This window comes from Microbacterium pullorum (genome assembly GCF_014836535.1).
GTDB classification, from domain to species: Bacteria; Actinomycetota; Actinomycetes; order Actinomycetales; family Microbacteriaceae; genus Microbacterium; species Microbacterium pullorum.
In genome coordinates this window covers 103,182-115,843 of the sequence record NZ_JACSQP010000008.1, presented here as the reverse complement: position 1 = coordinate 115,843, position 12,662 = coordinate 103,182, and the positions used below count along the sequence as shown (strand labels likewise).

Here is a 12,662-nt window from a genome sequence, read left to right as displayed (position 1 = left end):
TCGCCAACTACATCGCCAGATCCCTGCTCGAAGCCGGCGGGTTCAGACCAGCACTACACGCTCAAATGCGATGAGCCGCTATAGGTCCAGACGCCCGTGCCGTGCTTAAGCGATCCGATCTCAAACATCTCCCGAACACCGAACTCGGCATCCAACCGATTCTCGATAGACGCTCGGTGCCCCCGCGCTGCGTCGAACTGCGTCGACGTTGGCGTGTAAAGCCCCGTCAAATCCTTCAACCATCCGACCGCTGTCTCAGCCACGTGGAACGCCTCTCCCCAGATTCCAAACTCCACCGTGCGGGAAACCCCTGCACGAACGAACCACGCCAACGCTACGCACGACGGGTGACACCCGCCTCTTCCTCAACTCGGCCACCCTCCCAGCCGGCTGGCCAAATCCGCCGCAAATGTCGTATCCGACAAGTCGCCGACAACTCATCCTGGAATCCGACATCATCGCGCGGAACCTACACGCCGCTGCGTTACACCGGAGCCATATCGGTGAACCGCGAGAAGTGTCCCTGGAAGGCGATCTCGATCGTCGCGGTCGGGCCGTTACGGTGCTTCGCGACGATGAGGTCCGCCTCGCCGGGACGGGTGTCCTTGTCGTACACCGAATCGCGGTGCAGCAGCATGACCATGTCGGCATCCTGCTCGATCGAGCCCGACTCACGCAGGTCGCTGACCTGGGGGCGCTTGTCGGTGCGCTGCTCAGAACCACGGTTCAGCTGCGAGAGCGCGATCACGGGCACCTGCAGCTCCTTCGCGAGCAGCTTGAGGGCACGCGAGAACTCGCTGACCTCCTGCTGACGCGACTCGACCTTCTTGCCGCTGGTCATCAGCTGCAGGTAGTCGATGATGACCATCTTCAGCCCCACGCGCTGCTTGAGGCGACGGCACTTGGCGCGGATCTCGACGAGCGTCATGTTGGGGCTGTCGTCGATGTACAGCGGCGCGTCGTTGATGCGGCCGCGGGTCGCAGCGATGGTCGTCCAGTCGCGCGAGTCCAGCGTGCCCTTGCGCATGTTCTGCAGCGGCACGGCGCCCTCGGCGCTCATGAGTCGCATGGCGATCTCGCTGCGGCCCATTTCGAGCGAGAAGAAGATCGTGGGCATGTTGTGCTTGATGGCCGCGGCGCGGGCGAAGTCGAGCGCCAGCGTGGACTTACCCATCGCGGGGCGGGCGGCGACGACGATCATCTGCCCACCGTGCAGGCCGTTGGTCAACTCGTCGAGCTGCGCGAAGCCGGTGGGGATACCGGTCATGGAGCCGTCGCGTCCGCGGGCGGCCTCGATCTCGTCGATCGCCGAGGTGACTGCGGTCTCGAGCGGCACGTAGTCCTCGGCCGCCTCGGCGCCGGTGACGGCGTAGATCTCGGCCTGCGCGTTGTTGACGAGCTCGACGGCCTCACCCTGACCCGAGTAGCCCATCTGCACGATGCGGGTGCCCGCCTCGACAAGGCGGCGCAGCAGCGCCCGCTCGGAGACGATGGAGGCGTAGTAGCCGGCGTTGGCCGCGGTCGGCACGATCGACGTGAGCGAGTGCAGGTAGTCAGCACCGCCGGCGCGCTGCAGCTCACCCGACTTGATGAGCTCATCGGTCACGGCGACGACGTCGGTGGGCTCACCGTGCGAGTAGAGGCTGAGGATGGCCTCGAAGATCAGCTCATGCTTGGGCACGTAGAAGTCGGCACCGCGCAGCGTCTCGATGACGTCGGCGACGGCATCCTTCGACAGCAGCATGCCCCCCAGGGCACTCTGCTCAGCGAGGATGTCGTGCGGCGGGGTGCGCTCGTTCTCTCGGCGGCCACCGAGTCGTTCTTCGGAGATGTCAGCGATCGACACGCGCGAATACCTCCGTCGGGTTGGGGATGTCGGGGTGGGACGAACTCACGCTATGCACGACCTCTGACAGTTGCAACCGAGCCTGTGGATAACTCTGTGGAGAGATTGCGCGAAACGCCGCCCTGCCTGTGTACAACGCCTGTGGAAAACGCCCGGGATGACAGAAGTCCACAACCAATTTAGCCCTCTCTACCTGGGATTTTTTAATTCACACCCTGTGGATGGGATTGTGATTGAAGTGAGTGTTGAAGGTTGGGGATGGCGCCCGCGTTATGCACAGCCTGGAGCCCGTACGCCTAGCAGAAACCACGCCTGAGCGCACACAAGAAAGACGGATGCCGCAGACCCGAGGGTCCACGGCATCCGTCCTGTCGCACCGCTTACTTGGCGGCGACCACCTGCAGCGTGATCACGGCGGTGAGGTCGTCACGCAGGCGAATCGTCGCCTCGTGCTCGCCCACGGCCTTGATCGGCGTGGTGATGTGGATCTTGCGCTTGTCGAGCTCGCCGAGCCCGGCAGCCTTGACCGCGTCAGCGACGTCACCGGTCTTGACCGAACCGAACAGGCGACCCTCGGCGCCGGCCTTGACGGCCAGACGCACCTTGGTGCCCTCGAGCGAGTTCTTCAGGGCCACGGCCTCTTCGTGGTCGTGGATCGCGCGGGAGTCGCGGGCGGCGCGGATGGACGCCACCTGCTTCTCGCCACCGCGGCTCCAGGCCACTGCGAAGCCCTGGGGGATGAGGTAGTTGCGGGCGTACCCGTTCTTGACCTCGATCACGTCGCCGGCGCTTCCGAGCCCGGCGACCTCATTCGTGAGAATCAGCTTTGCCATGTCGGGACCCCTTACCGGCCAGCGCCGGCGTAGGGCAGGAGCGCCATTTCACGGGCGTTCTTGATCGCCTTGGCGATCAGACGCTGCTCCTGCACCGAAACCCCGGTGATACGACGGGCGCGGATCTTCCCGCGCTCCGAGATGAACTTGCGGAGAGTGGCGACGTCCTTGTAGTCAATGACGCCGACACGGATCGCCTTCGCGGGGGCAGCGTTCTTCGCGCCCTTCCGCGGCTTGCGGCGGTCGCCGCTCGACTTTCCAGCCATGGTGTTTCCTTACGAGTGTTGGTTGATCCGAGGATCAGAAGGGTGTGTCGTCGCCGTAAGCGCCGGGGGCGCTCCACGCGTCGGGACTTGCCGAACCGGGGGTCGCCCACGGCTCGTCGGCAACCTGCTGCTGCGCCGGGCGGGACTGCTGTCCGCCCCCGCCGCCGCCGCTGTTGTTGCCACCGCTGCTGCTGGTGCGCGTGACCTGTGCGGTCGCGTAACGCAGCGACGGGCCGATTTCGTCGACCTCGAGCTCGATAGAGACGCGGTTCTGCCCCTCGCGGTCCTGGTAGGACCGCTGCTTCAGGCGACCGCTGGCGATGACCCGCATGCCCTTGGTGAGCGAACCGGCCACGTGCTCCGCGAAATCGCGCCACACGGACGCGCGGAGGAACAGCGCTTCGCCGTCCTTCCACTCGTTCGCCTGACGGTCGAAGGTGCGCGGCGTCGACGCGATCGTGAAGTTCGCGACGGGCAGTCCGCCCTGCGTGTAACGCAGTTCGGGGTCTGCCGTGAGGTTTCCCACAACGGTGATGACGGTTTCGCCAGCCATGGTGGTTACGCCTTCGGGGCCTTCGCGGGCGCGGCAGCCTTGCGAGCGGCCTTCGCGTCGGAACGCTCCTTCTCGGAGGCGACCATAGCGATGGCGTCTTCGGCGCGCAGAACCTTGGTGCGCATGATCTGCTCGCTCAGCTTCAGCTGACGGTCGAGCTCCTGCGTGGCCTCGGCCGTGGCAGTGAAGTTGACGACGGCGTAGACGCCTTCGGTCTTCTTCTCGATCTCGTACGCGAGACGACGGCGACCCCAGATGTCGAGGCTGTCGATCGTGCCCCCATCATTCGTGATGACCTTGAGGAACTTCTCAAGGTTCGGGGCGACGAGACGCTCGTCGATTTCGGGGTTGAGGATCACCATGAGTTCGTACTGGTGCGTGTGCGTCACTGACCCACCTCCTTCGGACTAGAACGGCTCCCGGGCATTTCCCGGAAGCAGGAGGGTGTGTGCACGTGCCCGCTCGCGTGCGCACAGGGGCGCGGCCAGACGGGCAACCACGACAGTCTAGCGGATGCCGCGGCCATCGACCGACGCGAGGGCGCAATCGCTGTCTCGCGGCATCCCCGCCCCGCGTTCGATAGCGTGAGCGGCGTGCAGGGGAAGCAGCCGAGTGCCACGCGCACGCTCGTCGCTCTCGGCGCTGCCTGGGCGACCGGCCTGTTCGACCCCTGGGAAGGATTCCTGTGATGACGACACCTGCGCCGGCGGAGCCGTTCGACGCCCGGCCCCTCGTCGAACCGGTCGACCTTGCCGCCATCGCCGCGCACCGACATCACCTGGCGGCGACTGGGCGGACGCCGGGATCGCGCAACGTGCAGGCGATCATCGCGCTCGTCGTGATCGCCGTGTTCGGTCTCGGCGCATTCGCGCCGGTCGGTTTCCTCTTCATCGGGCTCTCATCGTCGGACGGCTTCGGTGCGTTGGCACTGGTGGGGCTGCTGCCGCTGCTGTTCGTCGCCGCGGTGGTGGCGTTCATCATCTTCTACCTGGTGCGCAATGCCCGCCGCGGGCGGGAGCGTGCCTACCGGCTGGATCGCTTCGCCGGCGCGAACGGCCTCACCTGGTACCCCGAGGCGACGGACCCGCCACTGCCGGGCATGATCTTCCACCAGGGCCGGGCGCGGGTGGCGAGCGATCTGCTCCGCGGCACGCAGCCGCGTTTCGTGGAGTTCGCGAACTACCGGTACACGACGGGGTCGGGGAAGAACAGCACCACCCACCACTGGGGGTACATCGCCGTCAAGCTGAGCGCGCCGCTGCCGCACATCGTGCTGGATGCCGTCGGCAACAACGGCCTGCTGGGCTCGAACCTGCCTGCCAGCTTCGACAAGGAGCAACTGCTGAGCCTGGAAGGAGACTTCGACCGTTACTTCCGCCTGTATTGCCCGGCGGGATACGAACGCGACGCGCTCTACCTGTTCACGCCCGACATCATGGCCCGACTCATCGACAACGCCGCCGAGCTCGACGTCGAGATCGTCGACGACTGGCTCTTCCTCTATGCCCGGCGGGACTTCTCCACCCTGGATCCGCGCATGTGGGCATGGCTGTTCTCGGTCGTGGGTGCGCTGCTGGGCAAGATCGCGCAGTGGGAGCGCTGGCGCGACGAGCGGCTGGTGTTTCCTGAGCAGCACGGCCAGAGGCTCGCCCACCCGCAGCCGATGACGGCGCACCCGGGACAGGCAGGCACCCCCGCACCGGGTGCCACCTCACCGGGTGCGGCCGCGATGGGTGCGGCCGCGATGGGTGCGCAGAGCCTTCCCTTCACCCCGCCCACCGCGCAGCTGCGCCCTCCCGTCGGGGTCGCGCGGCAGGGGCAGCGCCTCCGCCGCCGCATCCCGCGGGGGACGATCGTGCTGATAGGACTGTTCGCGGTGCTCTGGGTCGGGATGCAGACCGGTATGTTCGGCCTGTTCAGCCTCCTGAGCCGCTGACCCGGAACGGTTCCCGATGAGCAAGCCCACGGCATCCGCATCGTTCGACGCCCGACCTCTCACCGAGCCGGTGACCCGCGCCGACGTGCGCGCGTTCACCCGGGAGCTGCATGCGTCGGGCCGCGCCGAGAACGGTGTGGTGTCGAGCATCGTCGCCCTCGTGGTGGTGGCGGCGTTCTTCATCGGGGCGCTGGTGTTCGAGGCGCTGAGCTCCGGGGCATCCTCTTCGGTCGGTCTCGCCCTGTCGGAGAGGATCCCGTCGATGCTGTTTCTGCTGGGCATCGGCCTGGTGGGCATCGTCGCCCTCGTCATCTCGCGGTCAGGTGCGGCCACCCGCCGCTACCGGCTCGACTGCTTCGCCCGGGCGAACGGGATGAGCTACCTGCCACGCCCGCCCGGCATCCGATCGCTGAAACGAATACTGGCGGCCGAGACCATGGGAAATACCCACTGTCTCGTCCGCCAGTTGTCGTCTCACGGTGGCGGGGACGGTCGCGGTCAGGGGGCGGGGGCGGGGGCCAGGCCGAAGTGGGACAGCTCGGGGTCGGTGAGCATGCGCGAGCGGATCATGAACCGGTAGCCCGTCGGCCCCTCGACGCTGAAGCCCGCGCCGCGACCCGGCACGACGTCGATGGTGATGTGGGTGTACTTCCAGTACTCGAACTGCGCCTCCGAGATGAACACCTCGATCGGCTGCGGCAGCCCGACGTCGAGTTCGCCGAGCTTCACGTCGCTCGGACCGGTGAGGAACATCCCCACCGGAAAGCACATCGGCGCGCTGCCGTCGCAGCAGCCGCCCGACTGGTGGAACATGAGCGGGCCGTGCTGCTCGGTGAGCTGCCGCAGCAGCGCGGCCGCGGCATCCGTCACATCCACGCGCTGATACGTGGCGATACTGACCATCGTGACCTCCCTGGAGAACCGGGCGGAGGGGTGCCCCCCGACGACCCCTCCGCCCGGCGGCGGCGACTCAGAAGAAGCCCATGGCCCCTTCGGCATATGACACCAGCAGGTTCTTGGTCTGCTGGTAGTGGTCGAGCATCTTCAGGTGGTTCTCGCGCCCGATGCCCGACTGCTTGTACCCGCCGAACGCCGCGTGAGCGGGGTACTGGTGGTACGTGTTCGTCCAGACCCGGCCCGCCTCGAGGGCCCGTCCGGCCCGGTAGGCGGTGTCGCCGGAGCGGCTCCACACGCCGGCGCCGAGACCGTAGAGGGTGTCGTTGGCGATGCTGATGGCGTCGTCGAAGTCGTCGAACGAAGTCACCGAGACGACCGGGCCGAAGATCTCCTCCTGGAAGATGCGCATGTCGTTCGTGCCCTCGAACACCGTGGGCGCGACGTAGTAGCCGCCGCTCAGGTCGCCGCCGAGGTCGACGCGCTCCCCGCCCGCGAGCAGCTTCGCGCCGCCCTTCTTGCCGATGTCGATGTAGCTGAGGATCTTCTCGAGCTGGTCATTGGATGCCTGCGCGCCGATCATCGTCGCCGGGTCGAGCGGGTTTCCCTGCACGATCTTGCCTACCCGGTCGAGTCCGTCGGCGAGAAAGCCGTCGTACACCGACCGCTGAATGAGCGCCCGCGACGGGCACGTGCACACCTCGCCCTGGTTGAGGGCGAAGAATGTGAAACCCTCGAGGGCTTTGTCGTAATACGCATCCTTCTCGCGGGCGACATCCTCGAAGAAGACGTTGGCCGACTTGCCGCCGAGCTCGAGTGTCACCGGGATGAGGTTCTGCGAGGCGTACTGCATGATGAGGCGCCCCGTGGTGGTCTCGCCCGTGAACGCCACCTTGCGGATGCGCTTGTGCGACGCGAGCGGTGCCCCGGCTTCGATGCCGAACCCGTTGACGATGTTCACGACGCCCGCCGGCAGCAGGTCGCCGATGAGGTCGAAGAGGAAGAGGATGGATGCCGGTGTCTGCTCGGCGGGCTTGAGCACGACGCAGTTGCCCGCCGCCAGCGCCGGCGCGAGCTTCCACGTGGCCATGAGGATCGGGAAGTTCCACGGGATGATCTGACCGACCACGCCCAGCGGCTCGTGGAAGTGGTAGGCGACGGTGTCTTCGTCGATCTGGCTGAGCGAACCCTCCTGGGCGCGCAGCACCCCGGCGAAGTAGCGGAAGTGATCGACCACGAGGGGGATGTCGGCGCCGAGCGTCTCACGCACCGGCTTGCCGTTCTCCCACGTCTCGGCGACGGCGATCTTCTCGAGGTTCGCTTCGATGCGGTCGGCGATCTTGTTGAGCACCACGGCGCGCTCGGCCGGTGTCGTCTTCTTCCAGCCCTCGAACGCCTTCCACGCGGTGTCGACGGCGCGGTCGATGTCTTCGACGGTGCCGCGGCCCACCTCGCAGAACGGCTTGCCGGTGATCGGGGTGATGTTCTCGAAGTACTGGCCCTTGACCGGTTCGACGAATTCGCCGCCGATGTAGTGGCCGTACCGCGGGCGATACTCGGCGATGGCACCGCGCTGGCCGGGTGCGGCGTAAACGCTCGAGACGCTCTCTTCGACGATGGTCATGTTGTCTCCTTCGACGCGACGCGCGGCCCCATCGCCGCGCATCGCCGACCGTACGCCGCCGAAGGTTGCATCCCCTTGCACGGCCACCGCGCGGCACGCGCGGGCACGAGTGCTCACTCGGCGACGAGGGCGGCGAAAGCGGCGAGGATGTGGGCCCGTTTGGGGGAGCGGGCGGGGAGCAGCGTCAGGCACAGCCGCAGCACGTCGGTATCGGCGGCATCCACCGAGTCGGCGTACGCCATCAGCACGTCGACGGATGCCTCGGCCAGGAGTGCTTCCCGCAGCGTGACCCGCACCCTCTCGCGCAGCTGCTCGACGCCCGGCGCGACCGAGTCGGGCAGCACCGACCCCCGGTAGGCGGTCAGCGCGACGCGGTGCGCGCCGCGATCGAGCAGCGACAGCACGTGGTGCGCGTCGGTCTCGAGCTCGGCGGTCAGGCGGTACGGCCGCGACTGCCGCACGAGGTGCGGCGCCGCATGCTCGAGCACCTTGCGCAGCCGCACCATCTCGGGGCGCAGCGTCAGGGCGGCATCCGCCTGCCCGTACACCAGCTCACCCAGGCGCTCGGCTGACAGGCCCTGGCGATGCGTCGCAAGCATGAGCAGGATCTCGGCGTGCCGTGCCGTCAGCTCGGTGATGGTCTCGACGCCGCCCGCGGCGACCTCCAGCAGCGCCCGGTCGCGCCCCAGCACCCGCAGCGTCGCGAGCGTCGGCTCGCCGCCGCGCGCGGTGGGCATCCGCGCGCGGGGGCGGCGGGATGCCGGGGCGGCGGCGCGTGCCCGCAAGCGCGCCACCAGCAGTTCGCCTTCGATCGCGAGCGCCGTGGCATCCACCAGCAGCTGCGCCTGCGGGGTGACCGCCTCGGACCCGCCGGTGACGTCGATGACGCCCACGAGGCGATGCGTCTCGGGGTCGTGCACGGGCGCGGCGGTGCACGACCACGGCTGCACGAGCCGGTTGAAGTGCTCAGCCTGCCGGATCTGCACGGAGCGACCGAGTGCGAGCGCGGTGCCCGGCGCCGAGGTGCCCACCGCGCGCTCGGACCAGTCGGCCCCGGGGACGAACCCCATGTCGCCGGTGAGGGTGCGCACCCGGGTGTCGCCCTCGACCCACAGCAGGCGGCCGGCGGCATCGCCCACCGCAACGGCGACACCCGCGTCGGCGGCGGAACCGGGCAGCAGCAGTGCGCGCACCATGTCCATGACGCCGGCGAGCGGGTGCGTGAGGCGGTAGGCCTCGAGCTGTGCGGCCGACATGTCGAGCGGCGGCAGTCCCTCGGCGCCGACGTGCCCGGCGCGCGAGCGGCGCCATGACTCGCGCACGAGGGCCCGCACGTCGCGCAGACGACGCTCATCTGCGTCGCCGGTGGCGACGAACTCCTCGTGGGCACGCTCGATCAGAAGGCGGGCGTTCTCGGGTGAGACATCGCGACGCGTCGACCATGACGACATGGCAGCTCCGATCGGCGGTGGGGAGCGTGCGGTCAGTGTAGCCCGCCACCCCCCGCCGCGCACCGGCCCCCGGGGCCCCTCTCCCGCTGAGACGAATACCGTCGGACGAGACGATGGGTGTCACCCGCGGTCTCGTCCGTCCGCATTCGTCTCACGGCCGTGGCGGGGTCAGGGGCGGGCGGACCACCAGGCGCGCAGGCGCTGCTCGGCCTCGGCCTCGTCGACGACGCCCTCGTCCAGGCGCACGTCGAGCAGGAAGCGGTACGCCTCGCCGACGACGGGTCCGGGTGGGATGCCGAGGATCTCCTGGATGCGGTTGCCGTCGAGCGCCGGCCGCATCGACTGCAGCTGCTCCTGCTCGGCCAGCTCGTCGATGCGACGCTCGATGTCGTCGTACGCCGAGCGCAGACGCGCGGCCTTGCGCTTGTTGCGGGTCGTCACGTCGGCGCGGGTGAGGATGTGCAGCCGCTCCAGCTCGTCGCCGGCGTCGCGCACGTAGCGTCGCACGGCGGAGTCGCTCCACGCCCCCTCGGCGTAGCCGAAGAACCGCAGGTGCAGCTCGATGAGCTTGGTGACCGAGCCGATCGTGTCGGAGTCGAAGCGCAGCGCCTGCAGACGCTTGCGGGCCAGCCGCGCGCCCTTGAGGTCGTGGTGGTGGAAGGTGACCCCGCCGCCCTCCTCGAGCCGCCGCGTCGCGGGCTTGCCGATGTCGTGCAGCAGCGCCGCCACACGCAGCGGCACGTCGGGTGCGGCATCCGGATGACGCTCGTGCTCGAGCTCGATGGCCTGCCGCAGCACGGTCAGCGAGTGCTCGTAGACGTCTTTGTGGTGGTGGTGCTCGTCGATCTCGAGTCGCAGCGCCGGCACCTCGGGGAGGAACTTCGCCATCAGACCGGTCTCGACCAGCAGACGGATGCCGCGCACCGGGTCGTCGGCCTGCAGCAGCTTCACCAGCTCGCCCTGGATGCGCTCGGGACTCACGATCGACAGGGTGTCGGCGCGGGCGGCCATCGCCGCGACCGTCGCCGGGTCGACGTCGAACCCGAGCTGGGCGCTGAACCGCGCCGCGCGCAGCATGCGCAGCGGGTCGTCGCCGAAGCTGATGCCCGGGTCGACGGGGGTGCGCAGAATGCCGCTGACGAGGTCTTCCACACCGCCGGACGGGTCGACGAGCGTCGGGCCGGGCAGACGCAGCGCCATCGCGTTGACGGTGAAGTCACGGCGCGCCAGGTCGCCCTCGAGGTCGTCGCCGAACGCCACGACGGGCTTGCGGGTCGCGCCGTCGTACTCGTCGGCGCGGTAGGTGGTGATCTCCACCTGCTCGCCGCGTACGCGCGCGCCGATCGTGCCGAACTCGCGGCCGATGTCCCACTGCGCGGTCGAGACGGGTTTCACGATGCGCAGGATGTCGTCGGGGCGCGCGTTCGTGGTGAAGTCGAGGTCGTTGGTCGTGCGACCCAGCAGCGCGTCGCGCACCGGCCCGCCCACCAGCGCCAGCTCGAAGCCGGCATTCGCGAATGTCGCAGCCAACGTGTCGACCACCGGCGACGCGGCCAGTGCGGCGGCACGGGCGAGGCCCTCGGCCATGTTGAGCATGGGGTCGAGCCTACCGAGCGTCGCCGTCCGCGCCGTGTTCAGGCGAACGTCAGGAACCCTGTGAACAGCAACTCACGCACGCGGGGGAGAAGGTCGGCCCGGAGCGCGGCGGCATCCACTTCGAGCAGGTCCGCGATCGCGTCGATGAGCACGCCCACGGGCAGGTCGCCGTCGCACGCGCCCACGAGGCCCGCCAGCGCCGGGTCGACGTCGAGCGTGCGCCCGAATCCGCCGCCCTGACGCAGCTCGATGACGCTCGGCGCCTCCGCGCCGGGCAGATGGTGACGTGCCTCGGTGACATCGGCCGCGACGGCGAGCACGGCTGCCGCCAACTGAGCGTCGTCGAGCGTGGCGAGCCGATCGTGTACGACGAGGGCGGCCTGCAGGTGCGGGCCGAGCGGTGCCGGCACGGCCTGGGTCAGGCGCTCGTACCGCGACAGGGTGGGTGCGCCCGATTCCGGCCGACGCAGCAGAACATAGCCGAACCCCACCCCCGTCACGCCGCGCGCCGCGAAATCGTCGAGCCACGCCGTCACGAGCCGGGAGAACGCGGGGGACCCGGCGACGGTGCCGCCGTCGCGGATCCAGAGCTCCGCATACTCGAGCGGGTCGAGGACCTCCCGCTCGACAACCCATGCGTCCAGCGGCATATTGGATGCCGCCACCCACTGCCGCACCCGATCGAGCCCATCCTCGCCGTCGCGGTACTCCCAATTGCCCAGCAGCTGCGCCACCCCACCGGGGGCGAGGTGCTCGCCGACCCCCCGGATGAACCCCGCCACGAGCGCATCGCCCACCAGACCGCCGTCCCGGTACTCATAGGCGGGGACGCCCTCGGCACGCGGCGTGATCACGAACGGCGGGTTCGACACGACGCGGTCGAACTGCTCGCCCGCCACCGGCGCGAACAGGCTTCCGTGACGCACCTCGATGCCGTCCACGCCGTTGAGTGCCGCGTTGAACTCGGTGAAGAAGAGGGCGCGGGGCGAGATGTCGGTCGCGACGACGTGATCTGCGTCTCGGCGGGCGCGCAGCGCCTGGATGCCGCAGCCGGTGCCGACGTCGAGCACCCGGGCGACATGCCCGGGAAGCTGCAGCCCGGCGAGGGTGAGTGAGGCACCGCCCACGCCGAGCACGTGACCCTCGGGCAGCGGCCCGCCGAGGGCCGTCTCATCGAGGTCGCTCGCGAGCCACCACTGTATGTCGCCGGCGGCATCCACCAGCTCCTGCGGTCGGATGAGCGCACGTGGGGCGACGGTCGCGTCGTGTTCGGGTGCGGCGAGGTCGAGCGCCACCAGCCCCGAGACCGCGGTGCGCCGCAGCGTCGCTGTCAGCGCCACTGCGGGCTGCGACAGACCGAGCACGAAGAACCGCGCCAGCACTGCGACGGGGTCGGTGCGTCCGGCGAGGGCCCGCTCGGCGGGCGCGCGCACACCGCGTGCGATGGCGGCATCCGCCGAGTCGCCCCAGGCAGTGCGCAGCGCATCGGCGGTGAAGCCCGCGTCGCGCAGGTCGGCGGCGAGGGACCGGCACAGGGCAGGATCGGGGGAGAGCGGCATCGTCCCATTCAACCCGCATCCGGCGGATCGCCCGAGCACTCGGGATGCTCAGAGGAGGGCTCGGCCTAGAATCGCTCTGATGTGCGGTCATGGATCGCACCCCG

General features: G+C 69.0%; 12 protein-coding genes. 2 read left to right on the top strand and 10 right to left on the bottom strand.

Going from position 1 to position 12,662, the window contains the following annotated elements; genetic code table 11:
* Positions 1 to 484: 484 nt before the first annotated feature.
* The 5 genes from dnaB to rpsF form a co-directional block, all read right to left on the bottom strand.
* Positions 485 to 1,846, bottom strand: a complete 1,362-nt coding sequence (dnaB, locus tag H9651_RS12685; protein ID WP_191719692.1) for a replicative DNA helicase — start codon at positions 1,844 to 1,846, stop codon at positions 485 to 487.
* A 380-nt stretch (positions 1,847 to 2,226) separates the two neighbouring features.
* Positions 2,227 to 2,679, bottom strand: coding sequence for a 50S ribosomal protein L9 (gene rplI / locus H9651_RS12680; protein WP_191719691.1), 453 nt, complete (start codon positions 2,677 to 2,679; stop codon positions 2,227 to 2,229).
* A gap of 11 nt (positions 2,680 to 2,690) precedes the next feature.
* Positions 2,691 to 2,945: a 30S ribosomal protein S18 gene (gene rpsR / locus H9651_RS12675; RefSeq protein ID WP_133541417.1), complete on the bottom strand. Its 255-nt coding sequence runs from the start codon at positions 2,943 to 2,945 to the stop codon at positions 2,691 to 2,693.
* 34 nt (positions 2,946 to 2,979) lie between these two features.
* Positions 2,980 to 3,498, bottom strand: a complete 519-nt coding sequence (locus H9651_RS12670; protein ID WP_191719690.1) for a single-stranded DNA-binding protein — start codon at positions 3,496 to 3,498, stop codon at positions 2,980 to 2,982.
* A gap of 5 nt (positions 3,499 to 3,503) precedes the next feature.
* Positions 3,504 to 3,860, bottom strand: a complete 357-nt coding sequence (gene rpsF / locus H9651_RS12665) for a 30S ribosomal protein S6 (protein ID WP_225216752.1) — start codon at positions 3,858 to 3,860, stop codon at positions 3,504 to 3,506.
* A gap of 326 nt (positions 3,861 to 4,186) precedes the next feature.
* Between rpsF and H9651_RS12660 the strand changes: the two genes are divergently transcribed.
* Positions 4,187 to 5,434 (top strand): hypothetical protein, encoded by a 1,248-nt coding sequence (locus tag H9651_RS12660; RefSeq protein WP_191719688.1) that lies wholly within the window; start codon positions 4,187 to 4,189, stop codon positions 5,432 to 5,434.
* Positions 5,435 to 5,450: 16 nt separating this feature from the next.
* Positions 5,451 to 6,014, top strand: a complete 564-nt coding sequence (locus tag H9651_RS12655; RefSeq protein ID WP_191719687.1) for a hypothetical protein — start codon at positions 5,451 to 5,453, stop codon at positions 6,012 to 6,014.
* Here the strand turns inward: H9651_RS12655 and H9651_RS12650 are convergent.
* The 5 genes from H9651_RS12650 to H9651_RS12630 all read right to left on the bottom strand — a co-directional run bounded on the left by H9651_RS12650 (position 5,933) and on the right by H9651_RS12630 (position 12,558).
* Positions 5,933 to 6,337, bottom strand: a complete 405-nt coding sequence (locus H9651_RS12650; RefSeq protein WP_191719686.1) for a DUF779 domain-containing protein — start codon at positions 6,335 to 6,337, stop codon at positions 5,933 to 5,935. The genes H9651_RS12655 and H9651_RS12650 overlap by 82 nt on opposite strands.
* A 67-nt stretch (positions 6,338 to 6,404) precedes the next feature.
* Positions 6,405 to 7,952: an acetaldehyde dehydrogenase ExaC gene (exaC, locus tag H9651_RS12645; protein WP_191719685.1), complete on the bottom strand. Its 1,548-nt coding sequence runs from the start codon at positions 7,950 to 7,952 to the stop codon at positions 6,405 to 6,407.
* Positions 7,953 to 8,065: 113 nt separating this feature from the next.
* Positions 8,066 to 9,403, bottom strand: a complete 1,338-nt coding sequence (locus H9651_RS12640) for a GAF domain-containing protein (protein WP_191719684.1) — start codon at positions 9,401 to 9,403, stop codon at positions 8,066 to 8,068.
* A gap of 168 nt (positions 9,404 to 9,571) precedes the next feature.
* Positions 9,572 to 10,999: a CCA tRNA nucleotidyltransferase gene (locus H9651_RS12635; RefSeq protein WP_191719683.1), complete on the bottom strand. Its 1,428-nt coding sequence runs from the start codon at positions 10,997 to 10,999 to the stop codon at positions 9,572 to 9,574.
* A 38-nt stretch (positions 11,000 to 11,037) separates the two neighbouring features.
* The gene (locus tag H9651_RS12630; RefSeq protein WP_191719682.1) at positions 11,038 to 12,558 is read right to left on the bottom strand and encodes a DUF7059 domain-containing protein; all 1,521 of its coding nucleotides are present in this window, start codon (positions 12,556 to 12,558) and stop codon (positions 11,038 to 11,040) included.
* Between the last annotated feature and the right edge of the window lie 104 nt (positions 12,559 to 12,662).